Raw genomic sequence first — 15407 nt, forward strand, 5'->3', positions numbered from 1 at the left:
AGCGAGTGATGAGACTCGCCACGGCTCTCTGACGGCACAATAGGTCGCTAGTTCAGCCTTCGCCAGGCCGGTGGTCTGGTTGTGAGGCCATTCGCGGGACCGCCCGCGAATGGCCCCACATCAATCCAAAGCCTTCCAGATCTCGGTGGCATACTCCCGAATGGTCCGGTCCGACGAGAACCACCCCATCCGCGCCGTGTTCAGCACCGCCATGCGCCACCACTCCTGCGGCGTGTGCCACAGTTCCTCGACCCGCCGCTGGGCATCCCAGTAGGCATCGAAGTCGGCGCACACCAGGAAGCGGTCATACGCCACCAGCCCGTCGATCAAGCCGGCGTAGCGCGAAGGGTCGTCTGGCGAGAACACACCGCTGCGAATCGCCTGCAGCACGTCATTCAGGCGGTTGGACGCGGCAATCGCCGCACTGGCACCAAAATCACCCGCCTTCTTGCGTGCCTCGACCTGCTGGGCGGTCAGGCCAAAGATGAACATGTTGTCGGCGCCCACCTGTTCGCACATCTCCACGTTGGCGCCATCCAGCGTGCCGATGGTCAACGCGCCGTTCAGCCCGAACTTCATGTTGCTGGTACCGGAGGCTTCATAGCCGGCCGTGGAAATCTGCTCGGAAAGGTCTGCCGCCGGGATGATGCTCTCGGCCAGGCTGACGTTGTAGTTGGGCAGGAACACCACCTTCAGCAGGCCACGGACAGTCGGGTCGTTGTTCACCACCCGGGCGATGTCGTTGGCCAGCTTGATGATCAACTTGGCCTGGTGATAACTGGCTGCCGCCTTGCCGGCGAAAATCTTCACCCGCGGTACCCAGTTGGTACCGGGGTCGTTGCGTATGGCCTGGTACAACGCCACGGTGTGCAGCAGGTTGAGCAACTGGCGCTTGTACTCGTGGATGCGCTTGACCTGCACGTCGAACAGCGCCTCGGGGTTTACCGTGACGCCGATGCGATCCTGAATGATGCTGGCCAGGGCGCGCTTGCTGTGCAGGCGCTGGGCGGCGAACTGCTTGCGAAAACCGGGCTTGTCGGCAAACGGCACCAGGCCGGCCAGGCGCCCTTCAGGGTCGTCCTTGAGTTCCGGCCCGAGCGCCTCGACCAGCATGTCGGTCAACTGAGGATTGGACTGGTACAACCAGCGGCGGAAGGTAATGCCGTTGGTCTTGTTGTTGATACGCTGCGGGTAAAGCTTGTGCAGCTCGGAGAACACGGTGCTCTTCATCAATTTGCTGTGCAGCGCCGACACGCCGTTGACGCTGTGCGAGCCAAGGAATGCCAGGTTGCCCATGCGCACGCGGCGGCCGTTGTCTTCCTCGATCAGCGACACGGCGCGCAGCACGTCGAAATCGTGCAGGCCTTTGGCGCGCAGCGAGTCGATATGGTAGGCATTGATGAGGTAGATGATCTGCATGTGCCGGGGCAACATGCGCTCCATCAGCGCGACCGGCCAGGTTTCCAGGGCTTCGGGCAGCAGCGTGTGGTTGGTGTAGGCGAGCGTGCCGACGGTCAGTTCCCAGGCCTTTTCCCACGGTACTTCATGCTGATCCACCAACAGCCGCATCAACTCCGCCACGGCAATCGATGGGTGGGTGTCGTTGAGCTGGATGGCTGCCGCATCGGGCAGGTTGAGCAGGTCTTTGTGCATGTTCAGGTGACGGCGGAGCAAATCCTGCAACGAAGCCGACACGAAGAAGTACTCCTGACGCAGGCGCAGTTCCTGCCCCGCCTCGGTGCTATCCGCAGGGTACAGCACGCGAGAAATGCTCTCGGCCCGCGCCACTTCGGCCACGGCCCCCAGGTGGTCGCCCGCATTGAAGCGTTCAAGGTGCAGCTCTTCCAGCGCCCGCGCACGCCACAAGCGCAAGGTGTTGACGCTGGACCCGCGCCAGCCGACCACGGGCGTGTCATAGGCTACCGCCCGCACTGTCTCACCCGGCGACCAGACCTGGCGCTGGGCACCGTTGCCATCGTGCACCGTTTCGACGCTACCGCCGAAACTGATCGGGTAGATCACCTCGGCACGCTCGAACTCCCAGGGGTTGCCGAAATCCAGCCAGTTTTCGGTCTGCTCCTGCTGCCAGCCATCGACCACGGCCTGACGGAACAGCCCATGCTCGTAGCGGATGCCGTAACCATGGGCGGCAATGCCCAAGGTGGACATACTTTCCATGAAGCACGCCGCCAGCCGGCCAAGGCCCCCGTTACCCAGCGCGGCGTCGGGTTCGAGCAGGCGGATGCGCTCCAGGTCCACGTCCAACCCTTCCAGTGCATCGCGGGCGATGTCCAGCAGCCCCAGGTTGCTCAGGCTGTCGTACAGCAGGCGCCCGATAAGGAACTCCAGGGAGAGGTAGTAGACCCGCTTCTGGCTGCGTCGATAGGCCTGGCGGGTATGGTCCATCCAGTGGTCGACCATGTGATCGCGCGCAGCCAGGGCAATGGCTTCGAACCAGTCATGGTCGAAGGCGTGCTCCGGGTCCTTGCCGACCGCATAGGTCAGCTTGTTCAGTACGGCGGCGCGAAAATCCGCGACTTCGGCGTCACGTGCTTTGGGTTCCTGGGACATGCGACATCCTCGGGCAAGTTGACGAAAGCGGAGGGAGATTGTTGAGACTAGACCCTTCGACCGGGAGTGACAGTTACGGTTCGCAGTTTTCATGCCCACTCTGCGATTCCGGCAAAAGGTTGTTCATAAATTGAACAATTCCGGTATCATCGCGCGCCCCAAGACCGTGATCCACCCTATAAAGATGAAAACGACCCTGATCGCCGCCGCCGAAGTCGACCGCCTGGAGACTTGGCAGCGCTATGCCAGCCACATGTGCGGTGGCTGCCACTCGACCTGTTGCACCCTGCCGGTGGAGGTGAAGATCAAGGATCTGATCCGTATCGGCGTGGTAGACGAGTTCGAAAAAGACGAGCCGCCGAAAAACGTGGCCAAGCGCCTGCAAAAAGAAGGCATCATCGAACGCTTCAACCAGAAGTCAGGCATCTTCACCCTGACCCGGATGAGCAACGATGACTGCATGTATCTGGATCGTAAGAGCCGGCTGTGCACCATTTATGACAAGCGCCCGGATACCTGCCGCAACCACCCCAAGGTTGGGCCGCGGCCTGGTTACTGCGCCTATAAACCCAAGGTCGTTGGGCGCTGATCTGTAGCCTTCAAGGGCCTCTTCGCGGGCTTGCCCGCTCCCACAGGATCTCCACATCATTCAGACCTGTGCAAAACCTGTGGGAGCGGGCAAGCCCGCGAAAGGGGCAACACAACTCCTGAAGGCATAAAAAAACGCCCCCGGCCTTTCGACTGGGGGCGTCGTATTTCTAGTTGAAGCAATCCTGAGCTCAACCAGCCTGAAAAAGCTTGCCCCGATGACGTATAGCTACGACCAAAGCCGCGACAGCGAGCCCAAATGACATCAGGCCTGCCAACACCACCTTGAACTTTATTGATTGATTGTTCCAAGCGATGACTTGCTGATGGAATCGATCATCGAAAAGGACACGGCCATCCAAGGTGGCCAGTTCACGCACTTGGCTGCCGTCGTCCAGGCGCTCCACCGTCAAGGATACCTTCTTGTTTATTCGCAGCCCTGACTCCTTGTACAACGCCGGATACGTGTAGATCCCTTTACCATACCGTACTCCATCCAGCGTGTATGCAACTGCGAAATGTATAATCGAACGATTATGCTCCCAAGTGTCCGGGTAACCCGATACACGCCCTTCAACAAACGTCAACTTGGAAAAATCCGGAGCTTTGTATACTTTTAAGTCACTGTAATACAGCGCTGTAAATGACAGCATTGCAACCAAAACAATTGATAGCAATTGAATACGTTTAAACGGAGGGGAGGCTCTGTATATTTTGAAAAAACCAGACATTGAATGCACACCCCCTCCTTATATCTTACCAAAACAATGCAGAACTACGCTCTTCAGTGATACCTGTCAACACCCCAATTACTACCGCCAGGCTCGATAATTTGTATGGGACCAATATCAATATTCCACCCTGGGTACTCTAGAGGACCGACGCCAATACCCCAACCGGAGCCAGTCAGTGGAATGACCTGACTCCCTCCACTGTCACCCTCTATATATCCGCCCCCACTTCCCGCGCCTACTCCAAATATGTAAACGGAGTTACTGCCAAGCGAAACGTCATGTGTATCAGGATTCCACTGACTTACCGCAATACCACCTGAGTAGCTCGCAATTATTTGATCAAGAGATGCAAGTGTCAAGTCCGGTGCAACCCAGTAATCTGGAAACACCGCGTTTGTATCCGCAACAAAATATTTTTCCAGAACAGGGATAATTGCAGAATGATACAATTTCTTCGCCACATCAGAATTAAAAACCCCAAACGCATTAGCCCCTACACCCACAGCTGTGAATGCCACTGCAGCTGAACTTGCACCAGCCAGCAAGGTAATTCCTCCGACAATCCCAGCAACATTCCCAATCAGACTTAAGACATCTCCGGTTTCAAATTCCTGCTTCGTCTTGTACCTCGCTGTAATCTTTAGAAGCACTGTAGTTGCCGCCAGGGTATTCGTTTTTATGTTCAGAAATGGTGTAAAACCCGCTGTCAGCTTTACAATCGACGTGACGCCTGCGACCGCAGCACCTGTCTGCGCACTCTGGTTCACCAAATCGAAACCAGACTTGTCGCTATCGTACTGATCCACTATGGAGGTCGAAGCCGCCCCCACCGCGACGGGTGCATCGACATAGCCCAGGATTATTTCAACTGTTTTAGCCATCTGCCATCACTCCTTTATCATCGTCTTGAAGGCGATACTCATACGCAGACGGTTACAGCTTGCTGCAGGTGCCCGTGCGGCGTGCGGTATCTCGCCATTGAAAACGACAACCCTTCTTGGCTTGGGCTGTACCGACATAATGATGGTCTCCTTGCCGGCGTCGTAGAACATTAACTCTCCTCCCCAGCAAGTAGCCCAATGTTCACTACAGAACAGCATGACAGTTCGTCCCGGCGCCTTCGCGGTATTATCCCGATGTATCGGCCCATCCTGACTGGTGGTTTGTCCGTTCGCGTACACACCCAGCAATACAGCTGAAGGCATGTGAGCGGCTTTAATGCGTGCCCAGATGTCCGCCAGAAAACCCCAGTCCGAGCGCTCACGCAGCTCCTGCTCGCAATCTTCCAACGCGTCTCTGCGAGAGCCGGCTATGAAACTGTGCCAGCAAGGGCGCTCAAGCGGCGAATAAGGATAAGGCCACCCATAGCGCCACACCGAATCCGTAAGGAGCCGCAAGATTTGCGCATGCTCTTTATCGGTAATGCCGTCATCGATAATGCATATATCTTTGCCGACAATCACATCAGACATACTCAATTCCTCAGCCTCAAATAAAGTAGAGAGATGAGGCTAAAGAATATTTAAACATCCAGGCATATGGAAATATGTACTGGCGCAGTGGTATTTACCAGAAATCTACACACCTGAAAAAACTAACTTTGGATGAACGTAAGGCATAAAAAAACGCCCCCGACCTTTCGACCGGGGGCGTTTTCATTCAGCCTGAGCTAACTCAGTTCTTGGCTTTCTTGGCAGCGCGGGTACGCTCGCCTTCGTCCAGGATCTTCTTGCGCAGACGGATCGACTTAGGAGTCACTTCACACAGCTCGTCGTCCTGGATGAATTCCAGAGCCTGTTCCAGAGTGTGGCGAACTGGCGGTACCAGGGCGATGACTTCGTCTTTGCCCGAAGCACGCATGTTGTCGAGCTTCTTGCCTTTGGTCGGGTTCACGCCCAGGTCGTTGTCACGGCTGTTCAGGCCGATGATCTGACCGTTGTAGATCTCCTGACCGTGCTCGACGAACAGCTTGCCGCGCGCCTGCAGGGTTTCCAGCGAGTAGGTCAGCGCCTTGCCGGTTTCGACCGAAACCAGTACGCCGTTCAGGCGGCCGGACATCTGGCCCGACTTCATGGTGTCGTAGCGATCGAAGATCGAGGTCAGGATGCCTGCACCGTTGGTCAGGGTCAGGAACTGGTTACGGAAACCGATCAGACCACGGGCTGGAATGTTGTACTCCAGGCGCACACGGCCCTTGCCATCCGGAACCATGTTGGTCAGGTCGCCTTTACGCAGCCCCATCTCTTCCATCACCTTGCCCTGGGATTCTTCAGGGATGTCGATGGTGACGTTCTCGAACGGCTCCTGCTTCACGCCGTCAACTTCGCGGATGATTACTTCAGGACGGCCTACGGCCATCTCGAAGCCTTCACGGCGCATGGTTTCGATCAGAACCGACAGGTGCAGCTCACCACGGCCCGATACCTTGAACTTGTCAGGGGAATCGGTTTCCTGAACGCGCAGAGCAACGTTGTACAGCAGCTCTTTGTCCAGACGATCCTTGATGTTACGGCTGGTGACGAACTTGCCTTCTTTACCGCAGAACGGCGAGTCGTTGACCTGGAAGGTCATGGAAACGGTCGGCTCGTCAACGGTCAACGGCTTCATCGCTTCTACCGCATCCGGGGCGCACAGGGTGTCGGAGATGAACAGCTCGTCGAAACCGCTGATGCAGACGATGTCGCCAGCCTGGGCTTCTTCAACGTCTACACGGTGCAGGCCGTGGTGGCCCATCAGCTTCAGGATACGGCCGTTACGCTTCTTGCCGTTGGTGTCGATGGCGACAACCGGGGTGTTCGGCTTGACGCGACCACGGGCGATACGGCCAACACCGATAACGCCGAGGAAGCTGTTGTAGTCCAGTGCGGAGATCTGCATCTGGAACGGGCCGTCACGGTCAACAGACGGCGCAGGTACGTTGTCGACGATCGACTGGTACAGGGCGGTCATGTCTTCGCCCATCTCGGTGTGGTCCAGGCCGGCGATGCCGTTCAGGGCCGAGGCGTAGACGACTTTGAAGTCCAGCTGTTCGTCGGTAGCACCGAGGTTGTCGAACAGGTCGAAGATCTGGTCCAGAACCCAGTCAGGACGCGCGCCCGGACGGTCAACCTTGTTGATCACGACGATTGGCTTCAGGCCGGCTTCGAAGGCCTTCTTGGTCACGAAGCGGGTTTGCGGCATAGGGCCGTCCTGGGCGTCGACCAGCAGCAGCACGGAGTCGACCATCGACATTACACGCTCAACCTCGCCACCGAAGTCGGCGTGGCCGGGGGTGTCGACGATGTTGATGTGGTAGCCGTTCCAGTTGATGGCGGTGTTTTTCGCCAGAATGGTAATACCGCGCTCTTTTTCCTGGTCGTTGGAGTCCATGACGCGCTCGTCGTTGAGCTCGTTACGCTCCAGAGTGCCGGACTGACGCAGGAGTTTGTCGACCAGGGTGGTTTTACCATGGTCAACGTGGGCGATGATGGCGATGTTACGCAGATTTTCGATCACAAGTGTATCTCGATCAGAGGATTCGGTTGCCGCCCAGTGTAGGCGGCCAATATGTACTGTTTAAGGCTCAGCGGGCCCGGCGGTCGGGAGGGCGATGGCGGATACTGCCGCCATACAGCCCCGGCGTCTTATGTCGGACGATAAACACGCACATTGGCATGTCCCTCACTGAGCAGGTGGTGTGCGTGCAAACGGCTCATCACACCCTTGTCGCAATACAGCAAGTACTGGCGCGTGGGGTCCAGGTGCTTGAACTTGCTGTTGATCGCGTAGAACGGCATGGCCTGGACTTCGATACCTTCCAGTGCCAGGGGTTCGTCTTCCTGGGCATCGGGGTGACGAATGTCGATGACGATCTGGCCTGGCAACGCCTCGGCCACTTCCTCGATTTCGATGTCCTTGCCCAGCTCGTCGATCACATGGTCGATGGAAATGAACTTGGCGCGTTCCAGGGCGCGCTCCAGCACGGCCATGTCGAACTGCTTTTCTTCATGCTCCATGCGGTGGCGCTTGGCGTGAGTGGTCGGGTTTACCGAGATCACGCCGCAGTATTCTGGCATGTGCTTGGCGAAGTCGGCGGTGCCGATTTCGGTGGCCTGGTCGATGATGTCCTGCTTGTGGCTGGCCAGCAACGGGCGCAGCACCAGCTTGTCGGTGGCCGAGTCGATGATCGACAGGTTCGGCAGCGTCTGGCTGGACACCTGGGAAATCGCCTCGCCGGTGACCAGCGCGTCGATCTGCAGGCGGTCAGCCATGTGCGCGGCACCGCGCAGCATCATGCGCTTGAGGGTGACGCCCATGTAGCTGTTGTCGACCTTGTTGAGGATTTCGCCGACCACTTCTTCGAACGGCACACTGATGAACAGCACGCGCTGGCTGCTGCCGTACTTTTTCCACAGGAAGTGGGCCACTTCCATCACGCCCAGCTCGTGGGCACGGCCGCCGAGGTTGAAGAAGCAGAAGTGGGTCATCAGGCCACGGCGCATCATCTGGTAGGCCGCCACGGTGGAGTCGAAGCCACCGGACATCAGCACCAGGGTCTGCTCCAGGGCGCCCAGCGGGTAACCGCCGATGCCGTTGTGCTGGTTGTGGATCACGTACAGGCGCTGGTCGCGGATTTCGATGCGCACCAGCACTTCAGGGTTCTTCAGCTCGATGCCGGCGGCGCCGCATTGCTGGCGCAGCTGGCTGCCGACGTAGCGGTCGACGTCCATCGAGGTGAAGTCATGGTGGCCACCGCGCTTGCAGCGCACGGCGAAGTGCTTGCCGGCCAGCAGATGGCCGAAGTGGTGCTTGCACTTGGCGACGATGTCGTCGAAGTCACCCAGCGGGTATTCCTCTACCTGCAGGAAGTGGGTGATACCCGGCGTGCAGGTGAGGCGCTCGATCATCTCGCGCTGGACTTTCTCGTCTTCGACGCGGGTGACCACTTCGAGATTGTCCCAGACACCATCGACCGCGAGCTCAGGGTCGAGATCCTTGAGCACGTTACGGATGTTCTTGCCGAGCTGGCGGATGAAGCGCTTGCGCACCGGCCGGCTCTTGATGGTGATTTCTGGGAAGACTTTGACGATAAGTTTCATTGGTTAACAGCGCGCGCAGGGCCTGCCGAAAATGAGGGGCGCGAATTATAGCGGAAATTGCTCAGGATTTGACCAACTTTTGTACAGAAGGTCGGATTTATATTGCCTGCACCGGCCTCATCGCCGGCAAGCCAGCTCCCACAGGCCATCCACAGGCCGCAAGACTTGCACCCTACCTGTGGGAGCTGGCTTGCCGGCGATAGGGCCCTCAAAAAAAGCACATCAACTCGCCAATGCACACTATTGGTGCATGCCTGCCGGAATTCGCATCTTAAGGGTGCATTTTTCGCCGCCAGCCCCGCGCCAAATGCCCGCAAACGCCCCCTTTTATCCCGCGCTCGCCATTTTCGGGCACTGGCATGCAATTTGCTCCCTTGTGAGGCAGGTAAGCTTGGCCGACTATCCGCGCCCGGCAACACCCTTTTTCCAGGGCAGCGGCCCACCGCGCTCTAGACCATCCGGAGGACAACATGTCGAAGTCGGTTCAACTCATCAAAGATCATGACGTCAAGTGGATTGATCTGCGTTTCACGGACACCAAAGGCATTCAGCACCACGTGACCATGCCGTCGCGTGATGCGCTGGACGAGGACTTCTTCGAAGTCGGCAAGATGTTCGACGGTTCCTCCATCGCTGGCTGGAAAGGCATCGAAGCTTCCGACATGATCCTGATGCCGGTTGACGATACCGCCGTTCTGGACCCGTTCACCGAAGAACCAACCCTGATCATCACCTGCGACATCGTCGACCCGTCGAGCATGCAGGGCTACGATCGTGACCCACGTGCAATCGCCAAGCGCGCCGAAGAGTACCTGAAGAGCACCGGCATCGGTGACACCGTATTCGCCGGCCCAGAGCCTGAGTTCTTCATCTTCGACGAAGTGAAGTTCCAGTCGGACATCTCCGGCTCGATGTTCAAGATCTTCTCCGAGCAAGGCTCGTGGATGACCGGTGCTGACGTGGAAGGCGGCAACAAAGGCCACCGCCCAGGCGTGAAAGGCGGCTACTTCCCGGTTCCGCCGTTCGACCACGACCACGAAATCCGTACTGCCATGTGCAACGCACTGGAAGAAATGGGTCAGACCGTTGAAGTTCACCACCACGAAGTGGCGACTGCCGGCCAGAACGAAATCGGCGTCAAGTTCAACACCCTGGTGAAGAAGGCTGACGAAGTACAAGCCCTGAAATACGTCGTGCACAACGTTGCCGACGCTTACGGCCGTACCGCCACCTTCATGCCGAAGCCACTGTACGGCGACAACGGTTCGGGCATGCACGTACACATGTCGATCTGGAAAGACGGCAAGAACACCTTCTCGGGTGAAGGCTATGCCGGCCTGTCCGACACCGCCCTGTACTTCATCGGCGGTATCATCAAGCACGGTAAGGCCCTGAACGGCTTCACCAACCCGTCGACCAACTCGTACAAGCGTCTGGTACCAGGCTTCGAAGCCCCGGTAATGCTGGCCTACTCGGCTCGCAACCGTTCCGCCTCGATCCGTATTCCTTACGTCGGCAGCCCGAAAGCCCGCCGTATCGAAGCACGCTTCCCGGACCCATCGGCCAACCCGTACCTGGCCTTCGCGGCCCTGCTGATGGCTGGCCTGGACGGCATCCAGAACAAGATCCACCCAGGCGATGCTGCCGACAAGAACCTGTACGACCTGCCACCAGAAGAGGCCAAGGACATTCCGCAAGTGTGCGGCAGCCTGAAAGAAGCCCTGGAAGAGCTGGACAAAGGCCGTGCGTTCCTGACCAAGGGCGGCGTGTTCTCCGACGACTTCATCGATGCCTTCATCGAGCTGAAGTCGGAAGAAGAGATCAAGGTCCGTACCTTCGTGCACCCGCTGGAATACGAGCTGTACTACAGCTGCTGATCTGATCGGCGCCTCGCGCCGATGACATGATCAGGAACGGCCTCCCTCGGGAGGCCGTTTTCGTTTCTGCGCCACACAGAAATCACCTCACCCACGCTATGCTCTATCTTGGTGCACAACAAAGCGCCTTGCCCCTATTTGCTCCCCAATCTGGTTCAAATGAAACGTTTCATCCAGAGTTTCTGATCCGAATTTGCGCAGATACAGGCCTTTATCGGCAAATCCCGCTTCTTTTCGGAGCTTTGGTTTGTTTCTTGCATTTCTAGCAGGTAGAGAGCCTCGCATCGGCGGGGCCACCGCACCTGGCCCTGGCCAAAGCAGTGCCAGGCAAGCGCCAAAAGAGGTCAACGACGCCTTATGACCATCAGCGATGCACAGCACCGTCTGCTTCTGGACAACCTGACCACCGCCACGTTGCTGCTCAATGCCGAGCTGCGCCTGGAGTACATGAACCCAGCCGCAGAAATGCTGCTGGCCGTCAGCGGCCAACGTAGCCATGGGCAGTTCATCAGCGAGCTGTTCACCGAGTCGACCGAAGCGCTCAGCTCGTTGCGCCAGGCGGTCGAACAGGCGCACCCGTTCACCAAGCGCGAAGCGCAGCTCACCTCGCTGACCGGGCAGACCATCACCGTCGACTACGCGGTAACCCCTATCCTCAACCAGGGCCAGACCCTGCTGTTGCTGGAGGTGCACCCGCGCGACCGGCTGCTGCGCATCACCAAGGAAGAGGCCCAGCTGAGCAAGCAGGAAACCACCAAGATGCTGGTGCGCGGCCTGGCCCACGAAATCAAGAACCCCCTCGGCGGCATCCGTGGCGCGGCGCAGTTGCTGTCACGCGAATTGCCCGAGGAAGGCCTGCGCGACTACACCAACGTGATCATCGAAGAAGCCGACCGCCTGCGTAACCTGGTGGACCGCATGCTCGGCTCGAACAAGCTGCCATCGCTGGCCATGACCAACATCCACGAAGTGCTGGAGCGGGTCTGCAGCCTGGTCGAGGCCGAAAGCCAGGGTTGCATCACTTTGGTGCGCGATTACGACCCAAGCCTGCCGGACGTCTTGATCGACCGCGAGCAGATGATCCAGGCCGTCCTCAACATCGTGCGTAACGCCATGCAGGCGATCAGTTCGCAGAACGAGCTGCGCCTGGGCCGCATCACCCTGCGCAGCCGCGCCTTGCGCCAGTTCACCATCGGCCATGTGCGCCATCGCCTGGTGGCGCGGGTGGAGATCATCGACAACGGCCCGGGCATCCCGCCGGAACTGCAAGACACCCTCTTCTATCCCATGGTCAGTGGCCGCCCCGACGGTACCGGGCTGGGCCTGGCCATTACCCAGAACATCATCAGCCAGCACCAGGGCCTGATCGAGTGTGAAAGCCACGCAGGCCACACCGCCTTTTCGATCTACCTGCCTCTGGAACAAGGAGCCACCGCCTCATGAGCCGAAGTGAAACCGTATGGATCGTCGACGATGATCGCTCCATCCGCTGGGTACTGGAAAAAGCCCTGCAACAGGAAGGCATGACCACCCAGAGCTTCGACAGCGCAGATGGTGTGATGGGCCGCCTTGCGCGCCAGCAACCGGACGTGATCATTTCCGACATCCGCATGCCGGGTGCCAGCGGCCTCGACCTGCTGGCACAGATTCGCGAGCAGCACCCACGCCTGCCGGTCATCATCATGACCGCTCATTCCGACCTGGACAGCGCCGTGGCGTCTTACCAGGGGGGGGCCTTCGAATACCTGCCCAAGCCGTTCGACGTGGACGAGGCTGTCTCGCTGGTCAAGCGTGCCAACCAGCATGCCCAGGAACAGCAAGGGCTGGATGTGCCACAGAACCTGGCGCGCACACCGGAAATCATCGGCGAAGCACCGGCCATGCAGGAGGTGTTCCGCGCCATCGGCCGCCTCAGTCACTCCAACATTACCGTGCTGATCAACGGTGAGTCGGGTACCGGTAAAGAGCTGGTCGCCCATGCACTGCACCGCCACAGCCCGCGTGCGGCGTCGCCGTTCATTGCCCTGAACATGGCCGCCATCCCCAAGGACTTGATGGAGTCCGAACTGTTCGGCCATGAAAAAGGCGCCTTCACCGGTGCGGCCAACCTGCGCCGGGGCCGCTTCGAGCAGGCCGATGGCGGCACGCTGTTCCTCGACGAAATCGGTGACATGCCTGCCGACACCCAGACCCGCCTGCTGCGGGTGCTGGCCGATGGCGAGTTTTATCGCGTTGGCGGCCACGTGCCGGTCAAGGTCGATGTGCGCATCATTGCCGCGACCCACCAGAACCTGGAGTCGCTGGTGCAGGCCGGCAAGTTCCGCGAAGACTTGTTCCACCGCCTGAACGTGATTCGCATCCATATTCCTCGGCTGGCCGACCGCCGTGAGGACATCCCCGCCCTCGCTCGTCACTTCCTCGCCCGCGCCGCCCAGGAGCTGGCGGTGGAGCCGAAAATTCTCAAGCCGGAGACCGAAGAGTTCATCCGCAACCTGCCGTGGCCGGGCAACGTGCGACAGATGGAGAACACTTGCCGCTGGATCACCGTGATGGCCTCCAGCCGCGAGGTGCTGATCGGCGACCTGCCGCCTGAGCTGCTGAACCTGCCGCAGGATGCCGCACCGGTCACCAACTGGGAACAGGCCCTGCGCCAGTGGGCCGACCAGGCGTTGGCGCGCGGGCAGTCGAACCTGCTGGACAGCGCGGTGCCGAGCTTTGAGCGGATCATGATCGAGACGGCGCTCAAGCACACCGCCGGCCGCCGCCGGGATGCCGCGCTGTTACTGGGTTGGGGGCGCAATACCCTGACGCGCAAGATCAAGGAGCTGGGGATGAATGTGGCGGGGGGGGATGAAGAAGAGGGGGACGAACATTGATGATGTGCGGGTGAACCCCAACTCGCTGGAGCGATACCACTTACCTATGCCTCAGGTAGGTGGTATCTGGCGATGCGTTACCCTTGTTGGCTCACTTGCTATATTTAGCTTTCTCTCGCCACTTGTTGAATGCCCCCTGCACGCCTAGCAGTTTGTCTACCTGATCCGCCAGAGACTGCCGCTCATCGTTACTGATCTCTTCGACTTTCCCCAGCTGGGACAGGTCATCCAAAAGCGCCACTGCATCGTTCAGATTGGCAGGCTGCTGTATTTCACTCATAGGTCAACTCCTGTTTCCATAAATGGCATATGCCGACCCAGAAGTTAGAGTTCCGCGACCCATGATCAAATGCGGTAATGCTTCCTGCACCGTTCCTGTGCCCAATGCACCTCTCGAAGGCACAAATCCCCTCAAAACCCGGCCAAATACCCCTCAAAGCCCAATATTCACGGGCTTTGCAAAATTGGCACGCCCCCTGCAATACCTAATACATACCCAGTTTCGGGGGCCCTGGTACAGGCAGGCCGGGTGAACCCCTCTTTTATTTGCAACACCGCCCGTTTTGGGGACCTCGGTACAGGCAGGCCGGGACATCCCCCCTTTACACGCAATACGCAGTACCCCTTTTGGGGACCCTGGTACAGGCAGGCCGGGATATCCCCTCTTTTACTCGTGCAGTTGCACCTGCACACGCCAGCGCCCAGCGTCCTCTGCACCGGCCCACTCGCCGTGCAGGGGACGCGCGGCCACCACTGTCAGCAACAAGCCTTCCTTGCTCTTCTGCACCCGCCAGCTCACCGGCTTCCCCGCCAGGCTCAATTGCCCTTGCTGGGCCTTGCCCTGGGCCTGGAACAGCAACGCAACCGTCCCTTCCACGTTCTCGCCGTGCAGCTGCGGTTCTTCATTGAACCAAAGGTCCAAGCCATCCTGCACCACCTCCACCTGCTGCAACACCCGCTCTTCGGGCGTTGTCAGGCGACCAATCATCAACCCGACCATAACGCCAACGATCGCCAGCGACAGCATCATCCGTGGGAAGGCCTTCGAACGCACGTCCGGTTCAGGGGTAGAATGCCCGTCATCTTCACGCTTGGAGCCGTGCATGTTTCACGTCATCCTTTTTCAACCAGAAATTCCGCCGAATACCGGCAACATCATTCGCCTGTGCGCCAACAGCGGCTGCCACCTGCACCTGATCGAACCCATCAGTTTCGAACTGGATGACAAGCGCCTGCGCCGCGCGGGGCTGGATTACCACGAGTATGCCACGCTCAAGCGCCATGAGAGCCTGGCCGGATGCCTGGAAAGCCTGGGCAATCCAAGGCTGTTCGCCTTCACCACCAAGGGCTCGCACCCGTTCCATGAAGTGGCGTATAAGCCGGGCGATGCCTTCCTGTTCGGGCCAGAGAGCCGCGGATTGCCAGCCGAGGTGCTGGACAGCCTGCCAGCCGAACAACGCCTGCGCCTGCCGATGCGGCCAGGGTGCCGTAGCCTGAACCTGTCCAATACCGTGGCGGTGACGGTGTATGAGGCGTGGCGGCAGAATGGGTTTGCCGGGAGCTGATCTGTAGCCTGCTCTGGCCTCTTCGCGGGCAAGCCCGCTCCCACAGGTAGAGCGTCGCCCTCAAGGTTTGCATCATTCCTGTGGGAGCGGGCGTGCCCGCGAAAGGGCCGGTACAGGC

Annotated in this window: 13 protein-coding genes; 5 read left to right on the plus strand and 8 right to left on the minus strand. The window is 59.1% G+C overall.

The annotated features are described in order from the left end of the window. Nucleotides 1–120: 120 nt before the first annotated feature. Nucleotides 121–2571, minus strand: a complete 2451-nt coding sequence (locus A0O30_RS10350; RefSeq protein WP_105946403.1) for a glycogen/starch/alpha-glucan phosphorylase — start codon at nucleotides 2569–2571, stop codon at nucleotides 121–123. A gap of 184 nt (nucleotides 2572–2755) precedes the next feature. Between A0O30_RS10350 and A0O30_RS10355 the strand changes: the two genes are divergently transcribed. Next, entirely contained in the window at nucleotides 2756–3160 is a 405-nt protein-coding gene (locus tag A0O30_RS10355; RefSeq protein ID WP_016712459.1) for a YkgJ family cysteine cluster protein, read from the plus strand. A gap of 190 nt (nucleotides 3161–3350) precedes the next feature. On the opposite strand, the gene A0O30_RS10360 is transcribed toward A0O30_RS10355, so the two are convergent. The 5 genes from A0O30_RS10360 to thiI form a co-directional block, all read right to left on the minus strand. Then, nucleotides 3351–3890 carry a hypothetical protein gene (locus A0O30_RS10360; RefSeq protein WP_105946404.1) on the minus strand — a complete coding sequence of 180 codons (540 nt, stop codon included), beginning with the start codon at nucleotides 3888–3890 and terminating at the stop codon, nucleotides 3351–3353. 53 nt (nucleotides 3891–3943) lie between these two features. Beyond that, nucleotides 3944–4774 (minus strand): hypothetical protein, encoded by an 831-nt coding sequence (locus A0O30_RS10365; RefSeq protein ID WP_105946405.1) that lies wholly within the window; start codon nucleotides 4772–4774, stop codon nucleotides 3944–3946. 6 nt (nucleotides 4775–4780) lie between these two features. Continuing rightward, entirely contained in the window at nucleotides 4781–5365 is a 585-nt protein-coding gene (locus A0O30_RS10370; protein ID WP_105946406.1) for a 2OG-Fe(II) oxygenase, read from the minus strand. 202 nt (nucleotides 5366–5567) lie between these two features. Continuing rightward, nucleotides 5568–7388 (minus strand): translational GTPase TypA, encoded by a 1821-nt coding sequence (gene typA / locus A0O30_RS10375; protein ID WP_016712460.1) that lies wholly within the window; start codon nucleotides 7386–7388, stop codon nucleotides 5568–5570. Nucleotides 7389–7516: 128 nt separating this feature from the next. Beyond that, the gene (gene thiI, locus A0O30_RS10380; protein ID WP_016712461.1) at nucleotides 7517–8971 is read right to left on the minus strand and encodes a tRNA uracil 4-sulfurtransferase ThiI; all 1455 of its coding nucleotides are present in this window, start codon (nucleotides 8969–8971) and stop codon (nucleotides 7517–7519) included. Between the two features lie 470 nt (nucleotides 8972–9441). On the opposite strand from thiI, the gene glnA reads away from it, so the two are divergent. The 3 genes from glnA (at nucleotide 9442) to ntrC (ending at nucleotide 13724) form a co-directional block, all read left to right on the plus strand. Then, nucleotides 9442–10848 carry a type I glutamate--ammonia ligase gene (gene glnA, locus A0O30_RS10390; protein WP_060500655.1) on the plus strand — a complete coding sequence of 469 codons (1407 nt, stop codon included), beginning with the start codon at nucleotides 9442–9444 and terminating at the stop codon, nucleotides 10846–10848. A gap of 357 nt (nucleotides 10849–11205) precedes the next feature. Then, on the plus strand, nucleotides 11206–12291 hold the full coding sequence (gene glnL / locus A0O30_RS10395; RefSeq protein ID WP_016712463.1) for a nitrogen regulation protein NR(II): 1086 nt from the start codon (nucleotides 11206–11208) through the stop codon (nucleotides 12289–12291). Then, a complete protein-coding gene (gene ntrC / locus A0O30_RS10400) occupies nucleotides 12288–13724 on the plus strand; it encodes a nitrogen regulation protein NR(I) (protein WP_105946408.1) in 1437 nt (478 codons plus the stop codon). The genes glnL and ntrC overlap by 4 nt, the downstream gene beginning before the upstream one ends. A 91-nt stretch (nucleotides 13725–13815) precedes the next feature. Here the strand turns inward: ntrC and A0O30_RS10405 are convergent, their stop codons facing one another. Together A0O30_RS10405 and A0O30_RS10410 are read right to left on the minus strand one after the other, a co-directional pair. Further along, nucleotides 13816–14004 (minus strand): hypothetical protein, encoded by a 189-nt coding sequence (locus A0O30_RS10405; RefSeq protein ID WP_105946409.1) that lies wholly within the window; start codon nucleotides 14002–14004, stop codon nucleotides 13816–13818. 387 nt (nucleotides 14005–14391) lie between these two features. After that, nucleotides 14392–14829, minus strand: a complete 438-nt coding sequence (locus tag A0O30_RS10410) for a hypothetical protein (RefSeq protein ID WP_105946410.1) — start codon at nucleotides 14827–14829, stop codon at nucleotides 14392–14394. On the opposite strand from A0O30_RS10410, the gene trmL reads away from it, so the two are divergent. Continuing rightward, nucleotides 14828–15289: a tRNA (uridine(34)/cytosine(34)/5-carboxymethylaminomethyluridine(34)-2'-O)-methyltransferase TrmL gene (trmL, locus tag A0O30_RS10415; protein ID WP_105946411.1), complete on the plus strand. Its 462-nt coding sequence runs from the start codon at nucleotides 14828–14830 to the stop codon at nucleotides 15287–15289. The two genes, A0O30_RS10410 and trmL, sit on opposite strands and share 2 nt — an antisense overlap. Nucleotides 15290–15407: the final 118 nt, after the last annotated feature.

Origin of the sequence: Pseudomonas sp. LLC-1, assembly GCF_002992185.1 — a bacterium.
Taxonomy (GTDB): Bacteria; Pseudomonadota; Gammaproteobacteria; order Pseudomonadales; family Pseudomonadaceae; genus Aquipseudomonas; species Aquipseudomonas monteilii.

Coding starts and splice junctions, on each gene's coding strand:
- A0O30_RS10370 (WP_105946406.1), bottom strand. CDS start 5,365: ATGTCTGATGTGATTGTCGGCAAAGATATATGCATTATCGATGACGGC.
- A0O30_RS10355 (WP_016712459.1), top strand. CDS start 2,756: ATGAAAACGACCCTGATCGCCGCCGCCGAAGTCGACCGCCTGGAGACT.
- ntrC (WP_105946408.1), top strand. CDS start 12,288: ATGAGCCGAAGTGAAACCGTATGGATCGTCGACGATGATCGCTCCATC.
- A0O30_RS10350 (WP_105946403.1), bottom strand. CDS start 2,571: ATGTCCCAGGAACCCAAAGCACGTGACGCCGAAGTCGCGGATTTTCGC.
- trmL (WP_105946411.1), top strand. CDS start 14,828: ATGTTTCACGTCATCCTTTTTCAACCAGAAATTCCGCCGAATACCGGC.
- A0O30_RS10360 (WP_105946404.1), bottom strand. CDS start 3,890: ATGTCTGGTTTTTTCAAAATATACAGAGCCTCCCCTCCGTTTAAACGT.
- glnL (WP_016712463.1), top strand. CDS start 11,206: ATGACCATCAGCGATGCACAGCACCGTCTGCTTCTGGACAACCTGACC.
- A0O30_RS10410 (WP_105946410.1), bottom strand. CDS start 14,829: ATGCACGGCTCCAAGCGTGAAGATGACGGGCATTCTACCCCTGAACCG.
- glnA (WP_060500655.1), top strand. CDS start 9,442: ATGTCGAAGTCGGTTCAACTCATCAAAGATCATGACGTCAAGTGGATT.
- A0O30_RS10405 (WP_105946409.1), bottom strand. CDS start 14,004: ATGAGTGAAATACAGCAGCCTGCCAATCTGAACGATGCAGTGGCGCTT.
- thiI (WP_016712461.1), bottom strand. CDS start 8,971: ATGAAACTTATCGTCAAAGTCTTCCCAGAAATCACCATCAAGAGCCGG.
- A0O30_RS10365 (WP_105946405.1), bottom strand. CDS start 4,774: ATGGCTAAAACAGTTGAAATAATCCTGGGCTATGTCGATGCACCCGTC.